Origin of the sequence: Veillonella tobetsuensis (genome assembly GCF_002959935.1) — a bacterium.
GTDB lineage: Bacteria > Bacillota > Negativicutes > Veillonellales > Veillonellaceae > Veillonella > Veillonella tobetsuensis.
Map to the genome: position 1 here is coordinate 520,898 of NZ_PPDF01000012.1, position 24,737 is coordinate 545,634.

General features: G+C 38.0%; 27 protein-coding genes. 1 reads left to right on the plus strand and 26 read right to left on the minus strand.

Annotated features, from left to right (window positions below; genetic code table 11):
* Positions 1 to 4: 4 nt before the first annotated feature.
* The 16 genes from tpiA to nth form a co-directional block, all read right to left on the minus strand.
* Positions 5 to 775 (minus strand): triose-phosphate isomerase, encoded by a 771-nt coding sequence (gene tpiA / locus VTHSUH11_RS08425; RefSeq protein WP_105093331.1) that lies wholly within the window; start codon positions 773 to 775, stop codon positions 5 to 7.
* Position 776: 1 nt separating this feature from the next.
* Positions 777 to 1,955, minus strand: a complete 1,179-nt coding sequence (locus tag VTHSUH11_RS08430; protein WP_105093332.1) for a phosphoglycerate kinase — start codon at positions 1,953 to 1,955, stop codon at positions 777 to 779.
* A 17-nt stretch (positions 1,956 to 1,972) separates the two neighbouring features.
* Positions 1,973 to 2,983, minus strand: a complete 1,011-nt coding sequence (gene gap, locus VTHSUH11_RS08435) for a type I glyceraldehyde-3-phosphate dehydrogenase (protein ID WP_059363061.1) — start codon at positions 2,981 to 2,983, stop codon at positions 1,973 to 1,975.
* Between the two features lie 51 nt (positions 2,984 to 3,034).
* On the minus strand, positions 3,035 to 4,060 hold the full coding sequence (locus VTHSUH11_RS08440) for a sugar-binding transcriptional regulator (RefSeq protein WP_105093333.1): 1,026 nt from the start codon (positions 4,058 to 4,060) through the stop codon (positions 3,035 to 3,037).
* Between the two features lie 192 nt (positions 4,061 to 4,252).
* Positions 4,253 to 4,879 (minus strand): uracil phosphoribosyltransferase, encoded by a 627-nt coding sequence (gene upp, locus VTHSUH11_RS08445; RefSeq protein WP_059363065.1) that lies wholly within the window; start codon positions 4,877 to 4,879, stop codon positions 4,253 to 4,255.
* 186 nt (positions 4,880 to 5,065) lie between these two features.
* Positions 5,066 to 6,307 carry a serine hydroxymethyltransferase gene (locus VTHSUH11_RS08450; RefSeq protein ID WP_105093334.1) on the minus strand — a complete coding sequence of 414 codons (1,242 nt, stop codon included), beginning with the start codon at positions 6,305 to 6,307 and terminating at the stop codon, positions 5,066 to 5,068.
* 59 nt (positions 6,308 to 6,366) lie between these two features.
* Entirely contained in the window at positions 6,367 to 6,804 is a 438-nt protein-coding gene (gene rpiB, locus VTHSUH11_RS08455) for a ribose 5-phosphate isomerase B (RefSeq protein WP_105093335.1), read from the minus strand.
* Positions 6,805 to 6,815: 11 nt separating this feature from the next.
* A complete protein-coding gene (locus VTHSUH11_RS08460; RefSeq protein ID WP_105093336.1) occupies positions 6,816 to 7,256 on the minus strand; it encodes a low molecular weight protein arginine phosphatase in 441 nt (146 codons plus the stop codon).
* Positions 7,257 to 7,371: 115 nt separating this feature from the next.
* Positions 7,372 to 8,406, minus strand: coding sequence for an L-threonylcarbamoyladenylate synthase (locus VTHSUH11_RS08465; RefSeq protein WP_105093337.1), 1,035 nt, complete (start codon positions 8,404 to 8,406; stop codon positions 7,372 to 7,374).
* Between the two features lie 4 nt (positions 8,407 to 8,410).
* The gene (gene prmC, locus VTHSUH11_RS08470; protein ID WP_105093338.1) at positions 8,411 to 9,280 is read right to left on the minus strand and encodes a peptide chain release factor N(5)-glutamine methyltransferase; all 870 of its coding nucleotides are present in this window, start codon (positions 9,278 to 9,280) and stop codon (positions 8,411 to 8,413) included.
* Positions 9,273 to 10,355, minus strand: coding sequence for a peptide chain release factor 1 (gene prfA / locus VTHSUH11_RS08475; protein WP_059363086.1), 1,083 nt, complete (start codon positions 10,353 to 10,355; stop codon positions 9,273 to 9,275). Before prfA ends, prmC begins: the two co-directional genes overlap by 8 nt.
* Positions 10,356 to 10,369: 14 nt before the next feature.
* Positions 10,370 to 11,281 carry a DUF1385 domain-containing protein gene (locus tag VTHSUH11_RS08480; RefSeq protein WP_105093339.1) on the minus strand — a complete coding sequence of 304 codons (912 nt, stop codon included), beginning with the start codon at positions 11,279 to 11,281 and terminating at the stop codon, positions 10,370 to 10,372.
* A gap of 57 nt (positions 11,282 to 11,338) precedes the next feature.
* A complete protein-coding gene (gene rpmE / locus VTHSUH11_RS08485; RefSeq protein WP_004696185.1) occupies positions 11,339 to 11,536 on the minus strand; it encodes a 50S ribosomal protein L31 in 198 nt (65 codons plus the stop codon).
* Positions 11,537 to 11,609: 73 nt separating this feature from the next.
* Positions 11,610 to 11,879 (minus strand): YdbC family protein, encoded by a 270-nt coding sequence (locus VTHSUH11_RS08490; protein WP_059363097.1) that lies wholly within the window; start codon positions 11,877 to 11,879, stop codon positions 11,610 to 11,612.
* A 108-nt stretch (positions 11,880 to 11,987) separates the two neighbouring features.
* Positions 11,988 to 13,427 (minus strand): hypothetical protein, encoded by a 1,440-nt coding sequence (locus tag VTHSUH11_RS08495; protein WP_105093340.1) that lies wholly within the window; start codon positions 13,425 to 13,427, stop codon positions 11,988 to 11,990.
* 1 nt (position 13,428) lies between these two features.
* Complete coding sequence (gene nth, locus VTHSUH11_RS08500; protein ID WP_105093341.1) at positions 13,429 to 14,064, minus strand: endonuclease III; 636 nt, start codon at positions 14,062 to 14,064, stop codon at positions 13,429 to 13,431.
* A gap of 123 nt (positions 14,065 to 14,187) precedes the next feature.
* On the opposite strand from nth, the gene VTHSUH11_RS08505 reads away from it, so the two are divergent.
* On the plus strand, positions 14,188 to 14,457 hold the full coding sequence (locus tag VTHSUH11_RS08505) for a DUF896 domain-containing protein (protein ID WP_105093342.1): 270 nt from the start codon (positions 14,188 to 14,190) through the stop codon (positions 14,455 to 14,457).
* A 50-nt stretch (positions 14,458 to 14,507) separates the two neighbouring features.
* Here the strand turns inward: VTHSUH11_RS08505 and VTHSUH11_RS08510 are convergent, their stop codons facing one another.
* From VTHSUH11_RS08510 to murD, 10 genes are all read right to left on the minus strand, one after another.
* The gene (locus VTHSUH11_RS08510) at positions 14,508 to 15,755 is read right to left on the minus strand and encodes an aminotransferase class I/II-fold pyridoxal phosphate-dependent enzyme (RefSeq protein ID WP_105093343.1); all 1,248 of its coding nucleotides are present in this window, start codon (positions 15,753 to 15,755) and stop codon (positions 14,508 to 14,510) included.
* Positions 15,756 to 15,933: 178 nt separating this feature from the next.
* The gene (locus VTHSUH11_RS08515) at positions 15,934 to 16,506 is read right to left on the minus strand and encodes a porin family protein (protein WP_105093344.1); all 573 of its coding nucleotides are present in this window, start codon (positions 16,504 to 16,506) and stop codon (positions 15,934 to 15,936) included.
* An 81-nt stretch (positions 16,507 to 16,587) separates the two neighbouring features.
* Positions 16,588 to 17,622: a cell division protein FtsZ gene (gene ftsZ, locus VTHSUH11_RS08520; protein WP_105093345.1), complete on the minus strand. Its 1,035-nt coding sequence runs from the start codon at positions 17,620 to 17,622 to the stop codon at positions 16,588 to 16,590.
* Between the two features lie 145 nt (positions 17,623 to 17,767).
* Positions 17,768 to 18,112: a small basic family protein gene (locus VTHSUH11_RS08525; RefSeq protein ID WP_059363121.1), complete on the minus strand. Its 345-nt coding sequence runs from the start codon at positions 18,110 to 18,112 to the stop codon at positions 17,768 to 17,770.
* Positions 18,109 to 18,789, minus strand: coding sequence for a DUF881 domain-containing protein (locus tag VTHSUH11_RS08530; RefSeq protein ID WP_082161459.1), 681 nt, complete (start codon positions 18,787 to 18,789; stop codon positions 18,109 to 18,111). The genes VTHSUH11_RS08525 and VTHSUH11_RS08530 overlap by 4 nt, the downstream gene beginning before the upstream one ends.
* A gap of 33 nt (positions 18,790 to 18,822) precedes the next feature.
* On the minus strand, positions 18,823 to 19,851 hold the full coding sequence (locus VTHSUH11_RS08535) for a cell division protein FtsQ/DivIB (RefSeq protein ID WP_105093346.1): 1,029 nt from the start codon (positions 19,849 to 19,851) through the stop codon (positions 18,823 to 18,825).
* Positions 19,852 to 19,878: 27 nt separating this feature from the next.
* Positions 19,879 to 20,811, minus strand: coding sequence for a D-alanine--D-alanine ligase family protein (locus VTHSUH11_RS08540; protein WP_105093347.1), 933 nt, complete (start codon positions 20,809 to 20,811; stop codon positions 19,879 to 19,881).
* Positions 20,808 to 22,190, minus strand: coding sequence for a UDP-N-acetylmuramate--L-alanine ligase (gene murC / locus VTHSUH11_RS08545; protein ID WP_105093348.1), 1,383 nt, complete (start codon positions 22,188 to 22,190; stop codon positions 20,808 to 20,810). The genes VTHSUH11_RS08540 and murC overlap by 4 nt, the downstream gene beginning before the upstream one ends.
* Before the next feature lie 15 nt (positions 22,191 to 22,205).
* A complete protein-coding gene (gene murG, locus VTHSUH11_RS08550) occupies positions 22,206 to 23,315 on the minus strand; it encodes an undecaprenyldiphospho-muramoylpentapeptide beta-N-acetylglucosaminyltransferase (protein ID WP_105093349.1) in 1,110 nt (369 codons plus the stop codon).
* Between the two features lie 4 nt (positions 23,316 to 23,319).
* Positions 23,320 to 24,684, minus strand: a complete 1,365-nt coding sequence (gene murD, locus VTHSUH11_RS08555; RefSeq protein WP_105093350.1) for a UDP-N-acetylmuramoyl-L-alanine--D-glutamate ligase — start codon at positions 24,682 to 24,684, stop codon at positions 23,320 to 23,322.
* Positions 24,685 to 24,737 lie beyond the last annotated feature (53 nt).

A 24,737-nucleotide genomic window follows, 5' to 3' on the forward strand; every position in this document is an offset into this window, starting at 1 on the left:
TATATTAGTTACTTAATTCTTGAGCCGCCATGATTATTTCTGTAAATTCATCAACAATCAGTGAAGCGCCTCCAACAAGGGCGCCATCAATATTAGGCTCACTTAAAATTTCACGCGCATTATTAGCTTTTACGCTACCACCATATTGAATGCGAACCAAGTCCGCCACATTTGGTGTATATAATTTAGCAATATATTCACGAATGGATTTACATACTTCCTCTGCTTGATCTGCAGTTGCCGTTTTACCCGTTCCAATAGCCCAAATCGGTTCATAAGCAATAATCAGTTTTTCTACTTGATCCGCTGGAATATCTTGCAATGCACGTTTTAATTGTCCATGAATGAAAGATATTGTTTCATTAGCTTCTCTCTGTTCAAGGCTTTCACCAACACATACGATGGGTTGTAAGCTATGGAAAAAAGCACTCTTAATTTTTTCATTCACCATCGCATCAGTTTCACCATAATATTCACGTCGTTCAGAGTGTCCAATAATTACATAGGAAACACCAATCTCCATTAACATAAGAGGAGAAACCTCACCAGTAAATGCACCTGCATCATGATAATCCATATTTTGAGCCCCTACGCTGACCTGTGTATTTTTTGTTAACGACACAGCTCTCTCAAGCGCAGTAAAAGGAGGGCATACAACAATCTCACAGTCCAAGTCTTTATCACCTAAGAAACTAGTAAATGCTTCTATCAGGATTGATCCGGATGCAATGGTTCCATTCATTTTCCAGTTTCCTGCAATAACTTGTTTTCTCATATTATGCCTCAGTTAAGGCAGCAATACCTGGTAAAACCTTACCTTCCAATAATTCAAGGGAGGCACCGCCACCTGTCGAAATATGACTAATTTTATCTGCTAAACCACTTTTTTCAATAGCAGCTACGGAATCGCCACCACCAACGATGGTCATAGCATCAGATTCGGCTACAGCTTTTGCCACTGCATTAGTACCAGCAGCGAATTTTTCCATTTCAAATACGCCCATAGGACCATTCCAAATGATTGTTTTCATATTAGCCAATGCTTCTGTATAGAGTTCACGTGTTTTAGGACCGATATCTAAAATCATCCAGCCATCTTCGATTTGATCAACATCAACGATTTTAGTATTTGCATCGTTGCTAAAAGCATCAGCTACTACAGCATCTACAGGTGTCAATAATCTAGCACCTGCAACGCGTGCTTCCATAACTAAATCTGTAGCGATAGCATCTTGACCATCTTCATATAAGGAACTACCGATGTTACAGCCTTGAGCCTTAATGAAAGCATTCGCCATACCGCCGCCGATAATCATAACATCTACCTTAGGTAATAGATTGGAAATAACAGAAATCTTATCTGTTACCTTAGCACCACCGATAATGGCAGCCATAGGTGTTTTTGGATGTACTACAGCTGCACTTAGTGCATCAATTTCTTTTTTAAGTAAGAAACCTGCACCCATAGGGATGTAATCAGCAATGCCAACTACAGATGCTGCATTACGATGAGATACACCAAATGCATCATTGATAGCTACATCAGCAAGAGAGGCTAATTGTTTAGCAAACTCAGGATCGTTTTTAGTTTCTTCATTGTGGTAACGCAAGTTTTCAAGCATCAATACATCGCCAGGTTGTAATGCTTCAACAGCTGATTCAACCTTAGGACCAACGCAATCATCTACAAATGCAACTGGTTTGTTGATAAGTTCAGATAAACGTTTAGCACAAGGAGCTAATGTCATATCCGGTTTACGTTCACCCTTTGGACGACCAAAGTGAGATGCTAGAATGACCTTAGCATTATGGTCGATTAAATATTTGATTGTTTCTAATGCACCACGGATACGAGTGTCATCAGTGATAACACCATCCTTCATAGGTACATTAAAATCAACACGTACAAATACGCGTTTATTATCTACATTCATATCTAAAATGGTTAGTTTCATCCTAGAAATTCCTCCAATTATAGACCTTTGCTAGCTACGAAAGCTGCCATATCGATAAGGCGTTCAGAATAACCCCATTCGTTATCGTACCAAGAAACTACTTTCACCATGTTGCCATCCATAACCATTGTCAAATCAGCATCAACAATAGAACTACGAGGGTCGGAGCTAAAATCACAAGATACCAATGGCACATCAGATACGCCTAGGATACCTTTTAATTCACCAGCTGCTGCTTTGCGGAATGCTTCATTGATTTCTTCTTTTGTAGCAGGTTTTTCAAGTTCGCAAACAAGATCTGTAGCGGATACATCTGGTGTAGGAACGCGCAATGCAAAACCATCTAATTTACCTTTTAATTGAGGCAATACTTTAGCAACAGCCTTTGCTGCACCAGTTGTTGTAGGAATGATGGACATAGCTGCTGCACGAGCACGGCGAGGGTCTTTATGACGTGCATCAAGAATTTTTTGGTCATTAGTATAGGAATGAATAGTAGTCATCATACCGCGTTTGATGCCAAATTCATCGCATAATACCTTAGCAAATGGAGCCAAGCAGTTTGTTGTGCAAGATGCATTAGAAATAATATGATGTTTTGCAGGATCATACATATCTTGGTTTACACCCATAACCATTGTTAAGTCTTCGTTTTTACCAGGTGCAGAAATCAACACTTTTTTAACTGTAGGTTGTTCTAAATGAACTTTTGCTTCTTCTGCATCACGGTATTTACCAGTACATTCCATAACGATTTCAACGCCTTCTTCAGACCAAGGCAATTTAGAAGCATCACGATCATGGAATACGCGGATTTTTTTGCCATCTACATAAATATTTTCATCGTCAAATGTTACTTCATTAGGGATTGTACCATGTACGGAATCGTATTTTAACAATAATGCAGTACCCTCATTATCACCAGTAGCATTGATAGCCACAACTTCAACATCTGGATTATTAATTGCCGCACGTACTACACATTTACCAATACGACCGAAACCATTAATACCAACTTTAACTGCCATTGTTTTGTCCTCCTCAAAAGAACTATATAATACTAAAAATAATAAACTAAATTATAATGCAGGAATATTTAATAATTGGCGCATACCTTCTGCTGCTTGGTCATCTATTATGAGGATTCCCTTTTTACAAGACCTCATAACGCTGATAATAGCACCAGCTTTATCAAAGCCACCTGCTACAGCTACGACATGCGGTATATTTACTATATCCCTTAATGAAAGCCCTATGTTGTTCGTCGCATATACAATGGAACCATCCATAGAGCAATATTGGCCTAATGCTTCACCTACAGCATTGCCGTCCACTAATTGTTGACGTACACCGTCTGGTATATGTCGCACATCAGCCATATGAAGCGCCTGACCAATACCAAAAACCAATATATCAGTCCTGTGAATCACTTCGCTAATTTCCTTAATCTGTGGTTCCAATGTTACAAGCATGTCCAATGAATCCTTTGACAACCCATCAGGTAAATGCAGCATCTTATACGAACCGTGCCATCGTTCTGCTAATACAGAGGCGATTACATTCGCTTGATATTCGACTACTTCACCAACACCCCCACGGGCCGGTACAACAATAGGGTGTAATACACTACTAGGCATTTCATCAGCCATTGCCGCCATAGTACTACCACCACTAACGGCTACGACAGAACCATCTGTAACCATCCGTTGTACTACCTTAGCAGCTGTAAATCCTAATCGCTTGAGCATTAATGAACCTTCACTAGGTGTAATAATGACATCATCGATATGTAGTGCATGTTTCAACTGTTGTTCTAATTCACCAACACGCTCATATTCATGTAGGATGCCTCTCAATTTAGGAACTAAGTCTCTGCCTTCAGCACTCAAGTAAATCCCCGGCTTAGAAATCTCTACTAATCCATTGCCACGCAAGGCGTCAACATGAGACCGCACAGCACGTTCAGAAATATCTGTCGCCGCTGCCAGACTTCTACGACCAAGAGGCTCTTCATAGGCTAAGTGACTCAATAACTTGTAGCGATCCTTTAAGACTGTCATCAATTCTGGTGCTATACGCTCGCATACCATTAACAACTCATTCATAGGGTTCCTCCTTTACCCTTTGACAAGAGTAACGATATTCGTCCCATACAAACGAAATCAGTCCCACCATAAATAAAAAAATACTTCTACATAATTATTTTATACCTTATTACAACTTTATTCAAGTAAAAAACGCCCTTTCGGGCGTCTTTTATTTATAAACAGGATATTATTTCAATACTAGCCATTAAATTATTTTGTACCGAAGATACGGTCTCCTGCATCACCTAAACCAGGTAAAATATAACCATGGTCATTCAATTTTTCATCAAGAGCTGCTACATAAATAGGTACATCTGGATGTTCTTTATTAACAACCTCTACACCTTCAGGAGCTGCAACAAGGCACATCAATTTAATGCTCTTAGCACCTTTTTCTTTCAACAACGTAATCGCTGCAGCCGCACTACCACCAGTAGCAAGCATTGGATCTGTAACGATAAAGTCACGTTCTCCCACATCAGTAGGTAATTTGCAATAATACTCAACAGGTTTTAATGTTTCTGGATCACGATATAAACCTACATGACCAACCTTAGCTGTTGGAATCAAGCTAAGCATACCATTCACCATACCAAGACCAGCGCGCAAAATTGGGATGATTCCTAGTTTTTTACCTGCAATGCGTTTACCCGTCATTTTTGTTAATGGTGTTTGCACCTCTACATCTTCCAACGGTAAATTACGAGTGATTTCATACCCCATCAACAATGTAATTTCATCTAATAACTCGCGGAAATCTTTTGAACCTGTTTGTACATCACGCATCAACGTAACCTTGTGTTGAATCAATGGATGTGTCATAACATTAACGTTCATGATTGTGCCCCCTATTATATAATCCGACCCTGAGCTTCTCTATCTCAGTCTTTATCTATTCATACATACTCTATCACATATTTACAAATCTTGCCATATAAATATATCCAATATATGCACAAAAAAGGTGAGCGAGAATAGCTCTCGCTCACCTTTAATTCAGTTAAACAATATCCATCCTAGAAATTATAAGTTAGGATACAATGGGTATTTTTCACATAATGCTACTACGCGTTTTGCTGCATCTTGATGTTTAGCTGTATCTTCTGGATTTTGCAATACAACTGCAATAATGTCAGCAATTTCTTTCATATCATCTTCCTTAAGACCACGTGTAGTCAATGCAGGCGTACCTAAACGAACACCACTTGTTACAAATGGGCTTGCTGGATCAAATGGAATTGTATTTTTATTAGCAGTAATGCCAATTTCATCTAACAGATGTTCTGCTTCTTTACCAGTTAAACCAGTGTTACGCACGTCTACAAGCATAACATGTGTATCAGTACCACCAGAAACGATAGTTAAACCTTTAGCCATTAATTCAGCAGCCAATACTTTTGCATTTTTGATAACTTGCTCTGCATATTCTTTGAATTCTGGTTGTAATGCTTCACCAAAAGCAACTGCTTTAGCAGCGATTACATGCATCAAAGGACCACCTTGGATGCCAGGGAATACAGATTTATCAATAGCTTTTGCATATTCTTCTTTGCACAAGATCATACCACCACGTGGGCCACGCAATGTTTTATGTGTTGTAGTTGTTACGATATCAGCGTATTCTACAGGGTTTGGATGTAAACCAGCAGCTACAAGACCAGCAAAGTGAGCCATGTCAACCATAAAGATTGCGCCAACTTCATGAGCTACGTCAGCCATTTTTTTGAAATCGATTTGACGGCTATACGCACTACCACCAGCGATAATCAATTTAGGTTTTGATTCTAACACGATTTTGCGGAATTCATCATAATCAATTTGTTGTGTTTCAGCATTTACACCGTAAGGAACAACATTGAAATATGTACCAGACACGTTTACAGGAGAGCCATGTGTTAAGTGACCACCATGGGACAAATTCATACCCACAATAGTGTCACCAGGTTTTAACATAGCAAAATATACAGCAAAGTTAGCTTGAGACCCAGAATGTGGTTGTACATTCGCATGTTCTGCACCGAATAAGCGTTTAGCGCGTTCAATAGCCAATGTTTCTACAACGTCCACATGTTCGCAACCACCATAATAACGTTTACCAGGGTAACCTTCAGCGTATTTGTTAGTTAATACACTACCTTGAGCTTCCATAACGGCTTGGGATACGATATTTTCAGAAGCAATCATTTCTAATTTATCGCGTTGACGCATTAATTCTTGATCGATAACTGCTTTAATATTAGGGTCTTGTTTTGCTAAGAAACTCATAGGAATCCTCCTTAAAACATATGTAAATATAATGTAATAACTAGTTAAGTAATGATGTATTATTTTTCAAGAGCAGAAATTTTTTCAATACGACGTGCATGACGCCCACCTTCAAATTCGGTATTTAACCAAATCGTAACAATATCCTTGGCAAGGCCTGGTCCAATAACCCGTTCCCCCATAGTGAGAATATTTGCATTATTGTGTTCACGACTGGCATGAGCGGAAAAAGTATCGTGACATAAAGCAGCACGAGCACCAGCAATCTTATTGGCAGCAATGCCAATACCAATGCCTGTTCCACAAATTAAAATACCTCGATCTGCGGTACCATCTACAACAGCATGAGCTACGGGTTCAGCGATATCAGGATAATCGCAAGACTCTGTACTATGTGTACCAAAGTCTTCCACTTCATGCCCTAATGTAGATAATAATTCCTTAATTTCTTGTTTTAAATGTAATCCACCATGATCACAACCAACAGCAATTTTCATAGCCCTATCTCCTATTCTTTAGATGACGCTAACCCGGCTTTTACAAGATTATAAATCTGCTCAGCACATTGATTATACACTACTTGATCTGAACCAAATGGGTCTACCACGTCCCCAGCACCATGCCCCCAATCAGCAAGCGTTTTAATTTTATATTCCTCAAAGGGAAATTGACGAAGCAACACGGATTTATGATCCTGTGTCATACCAATAATTAAATCCGCTTTATTTACAAGATCCATGGTAAGAGGTCTTGATTCGTGACCAGAAATATCAGCGATAGATTGAATCGCAATCACAGCTTGTTCTGTAGGCTTAGCACCATAGGCAGCAAATAATCCAGCTGAAAACACATTCACATCTAGACCTTGCTCATTTGCTAAAGCCCGCGTAATACCTTCTGCCATAGGACTTCGACAGGTATTACCAGTACATACATATAAAATATTCATAATAACATCCTTACTACCACAATATTTGTGGCTATTTATACATTATAGCAAATACATCCAATATGTAAAGACATTTTTCTATTATGAATGGACATAATAAATTCTACATAATTACTTATAAATAGATAATCTGTCCACCACAAGCTTTGTCCATTCGATTCATTACGGCTACACCAAGGCCTGAATTTTCAACGCCTTCTGCCAAAATATAGTCTACACCACATTCATTAAAATAATGTAATGATTTATAAAAATTATGGGCTAATCTAACTGCATCACCATGATGTCCGTATACGTGAAATTCGCCCTGCACATTGCCCTTTAGTAGATCGTATGTTTCTTCACTAACAAGGAATGCACCTCGATTATTTTCTTGTTCCCGAATAACCTTTGTAAAAGCATCTGCTACATCAGCTGGAGTCCCTATAAAGGCACGCATAGGAGCATCAGGAGCATAATGTTTATATTTCATACCTGGCGCCTTTGGTGCTTCATTTTGAGATGATAAAAAGGGATCATATACCACGTTCTCTACTACAGTCTCTAGCATTTCTTTAGTGATACCACCAGGTCTTAATATGGTTACACCATCTTCTCGAACCTCCACAACTGTAGATTCGACACCAATTGTACAGATTCCTGCATCTACAATATAAGGAATGCGACCGTTCATATCATCATATACAGCCTGTGCCGTAGTCGGACTTGGGCGACCTGAAATATTAGCACTAGGGGCTGCAATTGGAACCCCCGCTAAAGATAATACTTCACGACAAATATCATGATCAGGACACCGTAGTGCAACTCGATCTAATCCTCCAGTAGCACGATCAGGTACTAGGTCAGATTTTGGTAAGGTAATCGTCAACGGCCCCGGCCAAAAGGCATCAATTAATTTATATGCCGTATCGGGGATCTCTTTCACAAGAGGCTTAATACTGTCAGCATTTGGTACATGTAATATTAATGGATTATCTGAGGGACGTCCTTTAGCGGCATAAATCTTATCCATAGACGCCTCGTCAAGCCCATTAGCACCGAGACCATATACGGTTTCTGTAGGAATAGCAACAACCTCACCACGACGCAAAGATTCTGCAACTAAGTGTAAATTTTCTGTTGTAAGTTCACTAATAATCTTAGTTTCCACAATCTCATCCTTTCACACGTGCCGTTACAACACGATTGATACCAGATAAATCGGCTACAAAGGCTGTTTCTCTATATAAACCAGTTGCGTCTAATAAACATTTTACCTCATCGGCCTGATCATACCCTACCTCAAAGGCCACTAAACCATGAGGTTTAAGATAATGCTGACATTGATTAGCAAGTTGTCGATAGAAATCAAGACCATCTTCACCACCAAATAATGCAATATGAGGTTCATTAAGAACATCAGAAGACAAGATTTTTTTATCCTCTAAACGAATATATGGAGGATTAGACACAATTACATCAAAAAGTTCACCATGATTTTCTAAATAAGAAAACATGTCTGACTCATAAAATTCACTGCGATTTTCTAATTTAAAAGACTCTTGGTTCTGATTCGCCACTATGAGTGCATCTCTAGAAATATCTAAACCTACACCTGTTGCAGCAGGCAGGTAATGTAAAAGACTCAATAAAATTGTCCCAGGGCCGGTACACATATCAAGAATTCGAATAGAATCTTGCTGATGATAAGCACCTAATACATACTCCACTAAGGTTTCCGTATCAGGACGTGGAATTAAGACCTTATCATTAACGGCAAAGGTAAGTCCCATAAAATCCTTTTTCCCTGTCAAGGATGCCACACTATAACCTTTGGCACGCTCAATAACTAATGGTCGAAATCGATCAAGTTCTTCTTGCTCTAGGGGTTGATCATAATTCGTATATAAATAAATACGATTTTTGCCTAAAACGTGAGAAAGCAGTACTTCCCCATCAAGTCGAGGTGTATCCATCTCCTTGCTTTGAAAGTACTGCTCTGTCCACTGGAGAATACGACCGATTGTCCAAATCTCCTTATGCATTTGTGTTAGCCTCCTGCATTTTAGCTGCTTGATCTGCAGCATTTAAGGCTTGAATTACTTCATCAAGATCGCCATTTAACACAGCATCTAATTTATAGAGTGTTAAGTTAATACGATGATCTGTTACACGGCCTTGTGGATAGTTATACGTACGAATACGTTCACTTCGATCACCAGTGCCGACTTGGCTCTTACGATCCGCAGCCATGCTAGCTTGAGCCTCTTGTTCAGCTTGGTCTTGTAATTTGGCACGCAATACACGCATAGCTTTATCCTTATTTTTAAGCTGAGACCGTTCATCTTGGCACGCTACAACAATACCAGATGGTAAGTGTGTAATACGCACAGCAGATTCTGTTCTATTAACGTGCTGACCACCAGCGCCACTAGCACAATATGTATCAATTTTAAGATCTTTATCATTAATTTCGATATCTACATCTTCCATTTCTGGCAATACCGCTACGGTTACGGTAGATGTATGTACGCGACCTTGTGTTTCTGTTGTTGGTACACGTTGTACACGATGTACACCGGACTCGAATTTCATCTTAGAGTATACACTTTCCCCATCTACAGAGAAAACAACCTCTTTAAATCCACCGAGTTCTGGTACATTAGAATCGATGATTTCACAGCGCCAGCCTTGGCTTTCTGCATATTTTGTGTACATGCGGAATAAATCACCTGCAAACAAAGCTGCTTCATCACCGCCAGCACCACCACGAATCTCAATGATAATATTTTTATCATCATTAGGATCTTTTGGTAGCAAGAGAATTTGTAACTTTTCTTCCAATTCCTCTTTTTGTGGCTTTAATTCTTTTAACTCTTCTTGAGCCATTTCACGGAACTCTTCATCCATCGATTTATCTTCGATAACTTCCATAGCCTCTTCAAGGCCTTGAAGAACCTTTTTATATTCTCTAAATGTTTCTACAGTTTCAGATAGTTGAGAATGTTGGCGTGTCAATTTACGCCATTCATCTTGACGTGCAATAACTTCAGGATCACTGATGCGCTGCTCAAGATCCATAAATTTATCTTCGATGACTTGTAATTTATCTACTAACATATGTAACCTCAATCTTAATGTATATCATCTTCATAAGCATCTTCTTCTGGAGGACGTACCTCCTCTAATGCGCGAATTGCTACCTCTATTTGATCTGCTTCTGGTTCTCTAGTCGTCATATATTGCAATGCTAAACCAGGTTTAACAAGAGATTTCACAAAAGAGCTTTCACTACGTCCTGCAAAACGAATGAATTCATAGGCAATACCTGCTACAACAGGCATCAACAACACGCGTGATACGATGCGTTCTAGTAAATTAGGCCAGCCTAAAAAGGCAAATACAAATATACTAACTACCATTACAATGAGAAGAAAATTCGTGCCACATCGCGGATGTAATCGAGATTGAATACGCACATTTTCTACGGTCAATGGTAGATTATTTTCATAAGCATGAATGGTCTTATGCTCTGCTCCATGGTATTGGAATACGCGTTGTATATCCTTTGTTAAACCAATGCCCCAAATATAGAGTAAAAACAGAGCCAACCGTATAGCACCTTCCACAAGATTCAAAATAAAGTGATTATCTTGAATACCAGGAATAAATTTAACTACAAATGTAGGAAGGGCTACAAACAAAGCAATTGCAAATAGAGTTGAAAAAATCATGGTTATGACAATTTCACTATTAGACATTTCTTCCTCTTCATCACCAGCTGCTTTTGCAGAGAAGGATAATGCCTTCATTCCGATAACGAGAGATTCATATAAGGCAACACAGCCTCGTAAAAATGGTTTCTTTAATATAGGATATCGATCTTGAATGGACGTTGTTGCTTCCTTTTGCACCACAATAGAACCAGAAGGTTCACGTACAGCTGTTGCCGTATATCCTGGCCCACGCATCATGACGCCTTCAATAACTGCCTGTCCACCAACGAACTTCTTAATACGTTCTTTTGCCAACGGATTTCCTTTCATAAACAAATAGAGGCAGAGCCCAAAGCCCTGCCAATAATTGTTTCGCTACATAAACTATTATTTACCGTAACGTTTGTTAAATTGTTCGATACGACCACGAGCTTGAGCCGCACGTTGTTGACCAGTGAAGAACGGATGGCATTTGGAGCAAACGTCTACACGAAGGTCTTCTTTTACAGAGCCAGTTTTGAATGTGTTACCACAACCGCAAGTAACTGTAGCTTCTTTATAGTCTGGATGAATACCTTGTTTCATTCTATACACCTCTTTCCAGCAATCAATATTATTCTTATAGATTATAGCACGATAGGACGCACAAATCAAGAAACTACTCTTTAGAAGCCTGTTTTTCTTCAATCGCTTCCGCCAAAATAGTTTCTAAATCACTTTCATTTAAAAGATTGCGCAATGCAATCAATTCTTCTAAGGAAAGAGTAATCCCTTTTTTCATGCTTGTATATTCGCTATCCCAAGCACGAAGGTCAAATTTAGGATTATATTTTCCCCAGCTTGTACATGTAAGTTGTTTTTTCCAGCCATCTTTATCTTCAGATAATGTACCGATAACTTTGAAAATCTCGAAATTAATAACAGCCATTCTTGCCTCCCTCCTCACCTAATTACAGTGTACACTATGTGTCAAGTTTATTTTCTTAGTTCTAAAACAGATACGATATATTGTAAACTAAATTATCTATATTGACAATTATTTTTTATAGTCACTGTAATCTTCAATATCAATAGAAACTGTTGGAGGCATAACATCAGCGCCTAAGGAGTTTATATTCTCTTGCCAAGATGCACGTGCAGCATTAATAGCTTCATTATATGCTGTATCAATAGATTGAACTGCATTAACTAACAACGCTTCGTCCTTCACATCGAGTACACGACGACGCACGCTGCTCAGCATATACCCAAAGGATTCTTCTGTTTGAACGAGCATAGAGATTTCTTGTATCAAGGTTTGTCCAATAGTGCTAGAGAAGTATGTGTACCACATGTAAGCTAATTCTGCATCTGGGAACATCCAATATACACCAGATTTAGGTATATCTGTACCTAATGCCACATCTACATGGTCACTATGACGAGTAAATGCTAAATAGTAGGCACCATTCTCGCGAAGAGCTGCTCTTCCTAATTCAGATACACGACCATCAAGACAATAAATACCATCCTGACCCAAGGCAACATCAGTTTGACCGCCAGGTAATAAGATAGAGCGTAAGGATAAGCCATAATTTAATACAGTAAATACTGGTAATTGAGCAAATACACCATGAGGCAATGGAATATAATTAATAGCTTTCCATTCATCACCTACTCGTTCTTGAAGGCCTACACGCATCTTTTTAACATCATACTTGCCATAAGTAATTTCATAAGCCCCCAAAGGAACCCATTCACGAATAGACTCCACACGCTTTTGATTCAAAAAGAATTGTAAAGCCATATTATTTAAGCCTAATTGATTTTGAGCCATCGTAGCAGGTAAGAATAATTGAGCGGTACCTTCCGGTACTAAATTATGCAAACCATTAGCTACCTCTTCTACGATATCTTCAGAAGATTGGAACATACCAACCGTACCTGTAAAGATATGATCAAAATAGCTGCGATGAGGCCATTGATTAATAATTTGAGCCATTGGGTACAATCGAGAAATAATACTATAACATACAGGAGATGCTGTATAAAGTACAACCTTTTTATCCTCATAGGATTGCAAGATTTCTTCTATCATCCCAGCATATTCCTCTACATAAGCATAAAGGACGAGTTCCCCTGTTTTACTATGAGCTTCAATATTTTCACGAACAGGCGTCTCCCACATAGCTCCTACATCAAGACCATCTAAAATACCTGTATCACTAATGAAGTCAAAAAGTTCTACCGTAAACGACGGACCATACAAGGCACGAAATGTATTCAAATCATAAGGAACTGAGCCAAAAGAATCAACCGTAGATTTTTCAGCTAACGCATATAAATCCTCAGGTGTAACACCCCACTCACGAGAGCTAGCATTGCTAGAGAGCAATTGATCTAACACTTTAAAACGCATTAATTCATTAACAATATCAATACCCTCAATGCCATATTGAGCACAAAGAGCAATTAGTTCTTCATTATTCTTTTTCATATTAAACCTTTCCTGCTGATGGACAAAGATGATTTAAGAAACAAGTTTCACATAGTGGTTTACGCGCCTTGCAGACACGTCGGCCATGATAAATAAGCCAATGGTGCGTAGCCGCCCATTTTTCCTTAGGTATAGCCTTTTGTAATTTTTGTTCCATTTCTTCCGGTGTCTTAGCAATACCTAATTTTAATCGATTCGACACACGAAACACATGAGTATCTACAGCGATAGCAGGTGTACCAAACAATACAGACACTACAACATTTGCTGTTTTCCGACCCACGCCAGGCAATTTAACGAGTTGATCAAACTCACGTGGCACTTCTCCATGATATTGTTCTACCAATATCTGACAAGTGGCAATCAAATTCTTTGCCTTTGATTTATACAAACCACAATCCTTGATAAGAGTTTCTAGTTTTGTAACACCAATCTCTAGCATCTTAGCCGGATGATTTAATGCTGGGAACAATCGTTTTGTGACAATATTTACTCTTTCATCTGTACACTGTGCAGATAAAACAACAGCCACTAATAATTCAAATTCATTTGTATATTCAAGGGCAGGTTTAGCATCAAAATAATGTTCTTCTAACAATGCTAATTGCTCTGCCTTTATTGCTTTCGTAACACGCACGATAAACTCCTTTCTCACTTGTGAAAGTACGAACTCGTATAATCTATATCTTACCATACGTATACATTAAGTTCTATGTTATAATAAATTATGTTATTCTAATATAGAATACAGGAGGCAATTATGAGCAATATTAACGATACATTAAAACGTATAAATGAACTAGCAGCTAAGAAAAAATCAGGTCAAGAACTCACACCTGAAGAATTAGCCGAAAAGAAAGAGCTATATAACATCTATTTAGGCTTTATTAAAGGACAAATCACAAACACCTTAGATCGCGTTGAATTTGTTGATCCAAAAACAGGTGAACGAACTGCACCTAAGCGCGCACTAGAAAGTTTAGCTAAAGAAGCAGATCAAGATATTAAAGAACATAAAGATATTCACTAACACTAAAAGACACTTCAAAATACTGAAGTGCCTTTTTGCATTTTATATCTTTATAGTTTTCCTAATCGCTTCATAGCATCATAGATTTTCCCTGCTAACCCCTTCATTTGGAATTTAGGGATACCACAGGCGGCAATACGAATACCGTTGCCTAAAGCAATAACATAAATATGTTCTTTCTTTAACTCTTCGCAAATTGCTGTTCCGGAATCTGTTGGGATCGTGATAAAGAAACCACCACGATATGGCAACATAGGCAATCCTACTTTTGCCGCCTCTTGTTTAAAGATATCAGCTCGATCACGAATTAATTGATAATATGAATTGCGTTCTTCTTCATAGGCTTTAAATTTATCAGGATCAGATACAATATTAGCCATAGCACGCATAGCAGGGCGACAAATATTTGACCATGTAGCACGGCTAGTTGATTTATTCACTTCTAAGAATTCATCTGCAATCTCTTCATCAGAAGAAATACCAATCATAGCACCTACACGTTGACCATACATTGTGAAGCCTTTAGATAAGCTATAGCATACACAAACAAGGATTTCCTTAGGCAAGTTGCCCATTTTTTTGAAGAATGCACGCACTTCCTCCTTTCCACCGGAATAATCTAGATAAGCTACATCAACACCGATAATAACGTTATTACGACCAATAGCAACTAATTCTTTCAAGAAGTTAAGAATGGAGTCCCAATCTTTATCCTCTACAGAGTAACCAGTCGGATTATTCCCTGGTGTATTAAATAGAATTACAACATTCGTTTGTTTAGCAGCTAATTCCTTAACACGATGTTGGAAAGCATCATGATTAAAGTTATTATGTTCATCAAATAAAGAATATGTTACAAGCGTACGTCCATTATCACTACAAATGATACGATACGCACCCCAATACCAATCTGCTGTTAACACTTCATCGCCAGGTTCTGTATAGTTATGTACTAAATGATGAATACCACCGGTACCACCAGAAGTAGCAATACTACGGATAAAACCATCTGGACGAGAATCGCCAAAACATTCCTTTTCCGCACCTTCTAAATATTCTGGAATACCAGCAATAGGAGCATAACCAATATGTTCAGTATCAGATAAGTTTAAATATTCTTCCTTAACAGTTTTTAAGAACACTAATTTGCCTTCTTCATCATAAATAGCACCTAATGTACCATTTACAACAAGTTCACGACCATTTAACTTTGTATCCTCTGCTGCTTGTCCAGCCGTTACAAAGATTACATCTTTTAATTTTTTACCTTTTGCGTGTTTCGCTGCTACACTTGTCATCGCATACACCATCCTAACTAAAAAGAACAATTACAACATTATCATACCTAAACTTATACATTTATACAATGAGTATACATGAAAAATATTGTATACATAAATATAAAGTATAGAAAATGCATCTTTTATGCAAAAAACCACCCATCCAAGATGAGTGGTTTTACTTATTTGCTTATGATTAGAATGTATAACCTACGCCAGCATGTAAGCCTTTTGTAGTTTTATCATTATTATCTACGCTATATTTATCAATACCATAGTATACGTTCAAATCAATATTAGGTTTTAATTCGTATTGAGCACCTACTTGATAGCTGTGTTTAATATCATTACCCCAACCAGCTTTTGCAAAGCCATTGATTTTATCAGTTAAAGGCATATGACCAATTACACCAACTTGAAGACCTAAATCAGTGTCATGTGTACGAATAGCTGTACCAGCACCGTAAATATTTACATTAGGATGTACTTTGTAAACATATGCTAATTGATGATCTTTAACATCGCCATTTTTAGCATTTACTTTGCTATAAGAGTATTGAAGAGCAGATTTATTGCTTAAATCATGTTCTAAAGATACGCCAAAGCCATCATTGTTAATGCCACCGCTATTAGATACGCGTTGATTGAACGCATAATCAGCTTGAATTTTTGTGGAATTATCACTCATTTTAGTTACAGGCACGGATGCAGCGAATGCACTACCAGCAACTACTGTTGCAGCTAAAGATAATAATACTAATTTTTTCATTTGTACCTCCTATACACACATAAATATGTGTCTTAATATATTACTTTTATTCTAATATTGTATAAGTATATATATTAAATATTAGCGTTTCATGAATACAGGGATATCAGGGATACCGCTTGTAGGTGCAGATGTACTTGCTGGACGTGTAGTTGTTTTACCAAATTCTGGTACACTCTTAGCACTGGAGTTAAAACCAGTTGCAACAACTGTAATTTGTACTTTATCGCCCAAGTTTTCGTCGATAACAGAACCAAAGATAATGTTTGCATCAGGATCTGCAGCATCGGAAATGATTTCAGCAGCTTCGTTAATTTCGAACAAGCTCAAGTTGGAGCTACCAGTGATGTTAAGTAAGATACCTTTTGCACCATCGATAGAAGTTTCTAACAATGGACTATTGATAGCCATTTTTGCAGCATCTGCAGCACGGTTTTCACCTTCGCCAATACCGATACCCATCAACGCTTCGCCTTGCTCAGTCATGATAGTTTTAACATCTGCAAAATCAAGATTGATTAAACCAGGAACTTGAATCAAGTCGGAAATACCTTTAATACCTTGACGAAGTACTTCATCAGCTGTACGGAATGCATCGGACAAAGAGCATTTTTTATCTACAACTTGTAACAATTTGTCATTAGGAATAACGATAATTGTATCAACTTTTTGAGTTAAGAACTCAATGCCTTTTTCAGCTTGTGCACGACGACGTTTACCTTCAAATGCGAAAGGTTTAGTTACAACACCTACAGTTAATGCACCAACTTCTTTAGCACATTCAGCAACGATAGGAGCCGCACCAGTACCTGTACCACCGCCCATACCAGCAGTTACAAATACCATATCCGCACCTTCAAGAGCCTTCATGATGTCTTCGCGACTTTCTTGAGCAGCTTCTTCACCGATTTGTGGGTTAGCACCTGCACCAAGACCTTTAGTTACTTTTTCGCCAATTTGAATAGCCACATCCGCTCTGGATAATTCAAGCACTTGGCTTTCTGTATTAACGGACAAGAATTGAACACCTTTAAGATCGCTTTCAACCATGCGATTAACAGCGTTATTACCGCCGCCACCTACACCAATAACTTTAATATTTGCAAAATCAGACATTGCACTTCCTCCTCTTATCGTTATCTATTTTGTCAATATAAATTCGAATGTTTCTATTTATATACTGAGTTAATTATAACAATTACATTTATTTTACACTATAATTTAAAAACTTTCCACTACAACTATAATCAAATCATAATTATTAGAATCGTTTAGTCATAATGTTCTTGCGTATCGCAGCTAGATTAATAAACACCCGTAACCCAAATCCAATAAGCGCTACGTAATATAAATTAATCCCAATTAAATCACCTACATATACAAGCACGACTGCGAGTATTACATTGGAAAAAAATCCAGTAATAAAATTGCTCAAATCAAAGACCCGTTCTAAAGCGGCTCTACTACCGCCAAACACGGCATCTAGCGCAGCTAAAACAGCTACAGATGTATAGTTAGCATAACTTGCAGGAATATGTAATGGTGTTAACCATCCCACCACAACACCTAGTATAAGACCTACAATAGCAAAGATGTATATATTCATTCTTTACCTCCTAACTCATTAGATTGTAGGTGTTCTTCCCTATAAGAACCTGTAAAAGCAGGAATTGCTACAGACTGTTCTTCTTTTATAGTCACCTTTATTCCCCAATGTTTTAAGGAGTCCACTATGCCACCACGCATGGTTAATGCAGAATTTAACGTCTTCGGATCACCTATGGCCTTAACCGTAAACGGAGCACCATAGACTTTGCCATTAACAGTAATAGTTGGCCCCGAACAACGAATTTCTGAAGTACCAATCAATCGTTGATCATTAATAGCTAATGCTTCTGCACCGCCGGCCCGCAATTCATTGACAATACGCAATATATCCTCATCGTGAATTACGTATAAATTAGGATTTTCTCCACTTTGAATCGGTTTAGAACTATCCTCTATCAACACGGTTACACCAGGCCCCTTAACATTAGTTAAAGCTGCTTTTCTACGTAAGGATTCATCTGGCTCAGAACCATTCCCATTAGCCCTTAACTGGTCTATTTGTTTTAATAATGCGTCTTTTTCTTGTTCCGCATCCTTTAACTGAGCCACCAAATCACCGGTTCGTTGCAACCGTATATTTTCTTCAATATTATCTTGTGTCATCTTATATTGGGTTACCACCATAAACCCTAATATAAAACTAACGAGACCTATAGCCCATCGTTCATGTTTCACAACATTATTCCACCTTTTTATTTCTGCCAATAACTAGTCTTGCTTTGATTTAGACGTATTATCATTTTGTTTTGATGTATCTGTCTTGTCAGATTGGCTGGTGTCTGGCTTAGATTTATTATTTTTATTAGATTTTGGTTGCACTGTTATCCTATCAGTCTTGATATATGGAGATGATGGATTAACATCAATATATTCAACCTTACCTTGTGTTTCTGGCAAATCTTTTAACATAGCAGCTGTTAACTCGGCTTTATCTTTAAGATTTGTACCATCACCTAGTCGAATTTGTATTCCTGATACGGTATATACCAATATATTATCAGGATCACCAATATTAACCTCTGCAATTTGTTTAAACGTATCATCATCTAAAGCTCGCAGATAATCAAGAACCTGAACGATAGGCTTATCAGTAACCACATCACCTAATAGTATATTACCACCTTTAACACCAGAAATCATCGGCACCGTCGTATCTTCTATAACACTATCAGATGCAATAACTTGCCCATTTTTATCCAATGTTAAATATCCAAATTGTGCGGGTATAACAGAAATCCCCTTTCGCTCAGCGATGCGAACAACCATAGTCAATGGCAATTCATAACTTATTTGAGCATCTTCAACACGAAGATCTTTAGATAGGCGATTTCGTAATGTTTCCCTATTGATGCGAAGTATATTTACCGGTTCCCCAATATCACCGGCAACCTCAACATCTTGTACAGTCACTTTATCAGAGCCAACAACCTTTATAGAACCAAGCGGAATCGGAAGTGTAAATAACCCAATTAACACTAGGGCTACAACACCACCTATTTTTAGAAACTTCTTTCTAACCTCTGCTTTCTCCCGTTCATGATTACGAACTGATTCTCGCTCATGATTATGCGCAAAATCCCGTTCATTTCTATAGATTGAATTATGTTCATCATTATAGATTGAATTATGTTCATCATTATAGATTGAATCATGCTCCTGCTCATGGAGTAATTCCGTAGTATTAGTAGCAGACTCCTTTGACTCTGAGGCGGGTGGATGTTGATTCAACTCATCCATAACTACACTCCTTACATATATTAGTTCTTAGAATTTCCCATAACCTGCTGTTAATAATATTTTTTCGCATAATTCAGGGAAATCAATGCCCATCTCCTTGGCTGCCTTAGGCACTAAAGATGTAGCAGTCATCCCTGGAATTGTATTATATTCTAATACATACATATTATCTTTATCATCAGTCATAACATCAACGCGAATAGCGCCACTCGCTTGTACTTCACGATATACAAGTTCACCAATAGCTTGCATCTCTTTTGTCATGTCTTCACTAATTGGTGCAGGTACCAAATAATCGGTGGCCCCTGCTGTGTATTTACTTGCATAATCATATTCACCAGAGTGTGGACGAATTTCAATGATTGCCAATGCTTTACCATCAAGCACTGATACAGTAAATTCACGACCATTTAAAAACTGTTCAACTACGAGAATTGGATCATATGTAAGGGCCTCAGTAACGGCCTTAGCCAATTGATCTTGTTCTTTTACAATGGTTACGCCAATACTAGAGCCTTGTGTAGCAGGTTTTAATACAACTGGCAAGGAAAAAGTATCTTCAATATGTTTAATGATATCTTCTTTAGATTGCAAATTACCATCATAAGAAATGGATTCTGCTGTAGGGATATGTGCACCTTTAAACACATCCTTACTTACTTTTTTATTCATCCCCACAGAATGAGCCATGATACCTGATCCAGTATAGGGAATTTCAGCCATTTCAAGAACGCCTTGTAAAGCGCCATCCTCACCATAGCGGCCATGGATTGCATTGAATACAACATCACCCTTCAAGTTTTCAATATCTTGCAATACAGTTTTTGGATTTAACTCCAATGTAGATACATGATAACCTTTGCTTTTTAAAGCATCTGCAATAGCAGCGCCAGTACGACGAGATACCTCTGCTTCTGCAGAAGGCCCCCCCATTAATACGATGATATGCTTATCTTTCATTGTAAACCTTCTTCCAATAATGCTAATAATTTTGGCCCATATTGATTAATGGATCCCGCCCCCATAGTGATAACTAAATCATTTTGTCTAACTACTTTAGCAAGAATAGCAGGTAAATCATTTACATCTTCCACATAATTTACATGTTGCTGTGTCGCTTCACTAATAGCATTAGGGATAGTATGACCATCAATACCTTCAATAGGATCTTCACCAGAACTATAGATATCTGTCATATAGATTTCATCCGCACTGGTGAAAGCAGTAGCAAATTCATCTTTCAACAAAAATGTACGAGAATAACGATGTGGTTGGAATACACAAATCACACGATGTTTTTCTAATTCTTTTGCCGCTTTCAAAGTAGCCTTAATTTCTGTTGGATGATGAGCATAATCATCGACAACCCATACGCCAGCTACATGACCTTTTGTTTCGAAACGGCGTTTAGCACCAATAAACTTACCAAGGGCTTTCACAATAGAAGCAACAGGAACATGACAACATTCATGAGCCACAATAAAGGAAGCTAACGAATTCAGTACATTGTGATTTCCAGGTACACGCAAAGATATGCGCTCCAAGTTGGCCCCCTTATGGACTACATCATATACGAGTGAGCTATCTTCGTAATGAATATTTTTAGCCACATAATCATTAGTTTCTTCTAAACCATAGGTTATAAATTGGCGATTAACCTTACCCATGATGTCACGAATATTGTCATTATCACCACATACAACAGCCTTACCGTCCATAGGTAATGTTTCAACAAATTGACAGAATGCATTAAGCAAATTATCCATTGTCTTATAATGATCCATATGATCATCTTCAATATTAGTGATAACAATAGTCTTTGGTTTTAATTTTAAGAATGATCCGTCACTTTCGTCTGCTTCTACAACAGAATATTCACCAGCACCTAAGCAACTACTCCCCTTTAAATAATCAACTTCACCACCAATAATCACCGTTGGATCCATCGCACTTTCTACGAGAATTTGACCTATCATAGAAGTAGTAGATGTTTTTCCATGGGCACCAGCTACAGCGATACCATTCGTTACATCCAATACTGCTTTTACAATATCAGAGCGATGTAAAATAGTGATTCCTTGTTTCTTAGCCGCTACAATTTCAGGATTATCTTCACGAATAGCAGTAGAACGAACTACAGCATCTACACCATTCACATAATCAGCATTATGACCAATATGAACGGTAGCCCCCATTTGTCTAAATCGTTCAATAACATCTGATTCTTTCACATCAGAACCAGATACTTCATATCCTTTTTGAATTAAAATATTCGCAATGGCGCGCATACCAGATCCACCTATACCGATGAGATGAATCTTATGGATACCTTCTAACATAATAACTCTCCTTAACTATTTCGCAATAGATAGTGCTAGTTCAGCAATATCATGAGCCGCATTTGGTTTACCTAAATGCAAAGCACTAGCCCCCATTTGAGCTAACAATTCACGGTTTGCCATAAACATTTCAATTTCACCAATCAAATCATGGCTCGTCAAAACCTTGTCAACAATCATATGTGCTGCGCCCTCTTGTACAAAGATGCGAGCATTATACGTTTGATGATCTTCTGCTGCATATGGATATGGCACCAATACAGATGGAATACCGCGTACTGCCAATTCAGCAAGACCGATAGCACCAGATCTAAACACAGCCAAATCAGTAGCCGCTAAAGCCTTTGGCATATCGTGTAAATATGGCAAAATCAATGATGATTCCCCCAAACCAGATCCATCATTAATTCCTAATTTTTCTAATACTGATGTATATTCCCCATTACCGGTAATATGAATTAATTTAATGCCGTCCTTACACTGAAAATGTTTATGAACATCTATCATGGCATTATTAATAGTTCTAGCTCCACGAGAACCACCGGCAATAAGAACCGTAAAGATATCATCGGATAGACCAAAATGCTTACGACCTTCTACACGAGAATCTACCAATACATCGGGACGCACTGGATTTCCTGTATATACAACTTGCTTTGCCTTATCAAATGATTTTGCTGCTTCATTATAACCAACAGCAACTACATCTACAAAACGGCTTAAAATTTTATTAGTAATGCCAGCAATTACATTTTGTTCTTGAATAAGTGTAGGAATATTACGCAAAGCTGCAGCCATCAAGATAGGACCACATACATAGCCACCAGTCCCAATAACCACATCAGGTTTAAAGCTAGAAATAATAGAATTAGCCTTTATAAGTGAATACGCTGTTTTCCCCATAGTTACTAAAGTACCTAAAGACAGTTTTCGCTGTAAACCTTGTACTGGTAATGTAACAAATTCTATATTTTCCTTTGGTACTAAATCAGCTTCTAACCCATGTTTCGTTCCTACATAGAGGACCTGTGCATCAGGTTGCTGTTTCATAATTTCCTTGTAAATCGTAATGGCTGGATAAATATGACCACCCGTGCCACCGCCAGAAATAATGATTCGTTTCACTCCCTTAGCCCCTTTCCTCTAGTTCTTTAACACATTTTTTAAAATCGTCGCCCCGTTCTTCAAAGCAACTGTACCAGTCAAAACTTGAGCATGCTGGTGAAAGCAAAACAATATCACTAGGCTCAGCTAATTTATAGCCTAGTTCAACGGCCTCCTTCATGGATTGAGCACGATGAATATTCGTTACCCCAACTTTTGTAGCAACTGATTCAAAACGTTCCGCAGCTTCACCCATAAAAATGACCTCTTTAGTATTTTCCTTCACTACGTTCATAAAATCTTCTAAAGGTGTCATTTTGTCATGACCGCCAGCCAACAAAATAACAGGTTTATCAAAGGCATCCAATGCTTTTACTACAGAATCAGTATTGGTTGCTTTCGAATCATTATAAAATGTTACATCATGGATTGTAGTAACACGTTCTAAACGGTGTTCTACACCATGGAAATTTTCAATTGTACGCTTAATACGTTCTACATCAACACCCAAAGCGTAGGTTAAGGCAATAACGGATAAAATATTTTCAATATTATGGGCGCCTTTGATATGAATCTGTTCTGTATCAATTACAGAAATAACATTACCATCTAACACGGCATAGCAAGTATTTCCTTCAAAATAAGCACCACATTCAACCTTATGGTGTTGGCTAATGCTAAGAATTTTACTATGTGCATCCTTTTTCATAGCTGCCACAATAGGGTCGTCATCATTAAGAACAACAAAATTTTCAGCATTTTGGTTCATAAAAATGCGTGCTTTAGCAGCCGCATAATTTTCCATTGTTTTATGGCGCGCTAAATGGTCAGGCGTTACATTCAATACAATGGCACCTAAAGGACAAAAAGATTTAATTGTTTCTAGTTGATAACTTGATAATTCAGCGATTAAATAACCACCCTCAGGCATATTGAAAGCAGCTTCACTGAGAGAATCACCGATATTTCCACCTACTTTTATAGGCAATCCTGTGGACTCCATAACTTGAGTCAACAATGTTGTGGTCGTAGTTTTACCATTTGTCCCTGTCACGCCAAGAATAGGTGATTTACAAACATCATAGGCAAGCTCAACTTCACTTACTACCTCTATATGACGATTAAACGCCTCTTGCACAATAGGAATAGATAAGGCTATCCCTGGAGAGATAACGATGCGATCGACACCATTAAGCAAACTATTATCCTGTCTACCTGTAATAATCGTTACACCTGCATCATCTAATTTCTTACGCGTAGATGATTCAAATTCTACAGGTTTATAATCATTTAATACGACATTTGCATGCAATTGTGCCAATACCCATGCAGCACCGATACCACTTGAACCAGCGCCAAGAACAAGAATGTTTTTCTCTCCATAATCCATTTCTATCACCCAAATATACTAAGTAAGAACGAAATTTACCTTATTTTATAAGA

What these genes read in the sequence shown, in the direction of transcription:
- rpiB (WP_105093335.1), bottom strand. Translation starts at nt 6,804, where the DNA reads ATGAAAATTGCTGTTGGTTGTGATCATGGTGGATTACATTTAAAACAA.
- murC (WP_105093348.1), bottom strand. Translation starts at nt 22,190, where the DNA reads ATGTTAGAAGGTATCCATAAGATTCATCTCATCGGTATAGGTGGATCT.
- VTHSUH11_RS08515 (WP_105093344.1), bottom strand. Translation starts at nt 16,506, where the DNA reads ATGAAAAAATTAGTATTATTATCTTTAGCTGCAACAGTAGTTGCTGGT.
- VTHSUH11_RS08430 (WP_105093332.1), bottom strand. Translation starts at nt 1,955, where the DNA reads ATGAAACTAACCATTTTAGATATGAATGTAGATAATAAACGCGTATTT.
- prfA (WP_059363086.1), bottom strand. Translation starts at nt 10,355, where the DNA reads ATGTTAGTAGATAAATTACAAGTCATCGAAGATAAATTTATGGATCTT.
- VTHSUH11_RS08440 (WP_105093333.1), bottom strand. Translation starts at nt 4,060, where the DNA reads ATGAATGAGTTGTTAATGGTATGCGAGCGTATAGCACCAGAATTGATG.
- VTHSUH11_RS08490 (WP_059363097.1), bottom strand. Translation starts at nt 11,879, where the DNA reads ATGGCTGTTATTAATTTCGAGATTTTCAAAGTTATCGGTACATTATCT.
- tpiA (WP_105093331.1), bottom strand. Translation starts at nt 775, where the DNA reads ATGAGAAAACAAGTTATTGCAGGAAACTGGAAAATGAATGGAACCATT.
- gap (WP_059363061.1), bottom strand. Translation starts at nt 2,983, where the DNA reads ATGGCAGTTAAAGTTGGTATTAATGGTTTCGGTCGTATTGGTAAATGT.
- upp (WP_059363065.1), bottom strand. Translation starts at nt 4,879, where the DNA reads ATGAACGTTAATGTTATGACACATCCATTGATTCAACACAAGGTTACG.
- VTHSUH11_RS08535 (WP_105093346.1), bottom strand. Translation starts at nt 19,851, where the DNA reads ATGGATGAGTTGAATCAACATCCACCCGCCTCAGAGTCAAAGGAGTCT.
- VTHSUH11_RS08460 (WP_105093336.1), bottom strand. Translation starts at nt 7,256, where the DNA reads ATGAATATTTTATATGTATGTACTGGTAATACCTGTCGAAGTCCTATG.
- prmC (WP_105093338.1), bottom strand. Translation starts at nt 9,280, where the DNA reads ATGCATAAGGAGATTTGGACAATCGGTCGTATTCTCCAGTGGACAGAG.
- murD (WP_105093350.1), bottom strand. Translation starts at nt 24,684, where the DNA reads ATGGATTATGGAGAGAAAAACATTCTTGTTCTTGGCGCTGGTTCAAGT.
- ftsZ (WP_105093345.1), bottom strand. Translation starts at nt 17,622, where the DNA reads ATGTCTGATTTTGCAAATATTAAAGTTATTGGTGTAGGTGGCGGCGGT.
- rpmE (WP_004696185.1), bottom strand. Translation starts at nt 11,536, where the DNA reads ATGAAACAAGGTATTCATCCAGACTATAAAGAAGCTACAGTTACTTGC.
- VTHSUH11_RS08510 (WP_105093343.1), bottom strand. Translation starts at nt 15,755, where the DNA reads ATGACAAGTGTAGCAGCGAAACACGCAAAAGGTAAAAAATTAAAAGAT.
- VTHSUH11_RS08480 (WP_105093339.1), bottom strand. Translation starts at nt 11,281, where the DNA reads ATGAAAGGAAATCCGTTGGCAAAAGAACGTATTAAGAAGTTCGTTGGT.
- VTHSUH11_RS08505 (WP_105093342.1), top strand. Translation starts at nt 14,188, where the DNA reads ATGAGCAATATTAACGATACATTAAAACGTATAAATGAACTAGCAGCT.
- VTHSUH11_RS08540 (WP_105093347.1), bottom strand. Translation starts at nt 20,811, where the DNA reads ATGAAAGATAAGCATATCATCGTATTAATGGGGGGGCCTTCTGCAGAA.
- VTHSUH11_RS08495 (WP_105093340.1), bottom strand. Translation starts at nt 13,427, where the DNA reads ATGAAAAAGAATAATGAAGAACTAATTGCTCTTTGTGCTCAATATGGC.
- VTHSUH11_RS08450 (WP_105093334.1), bottom strand. Translation starts at nt 6,307, where the DNA reads ATGAGTTTCTTAGCAAAACAAGACCCTAATATTAAAGCAGTTATCGAT.
- VTHSUH11_RS08525 (WP_059363121.1), bottom strand. Translation starts at nt 18,112, where the DNA reads ATGAATATATACATCTTTGCTATTGTAGGTCTTATACTAGGTGTTGTG.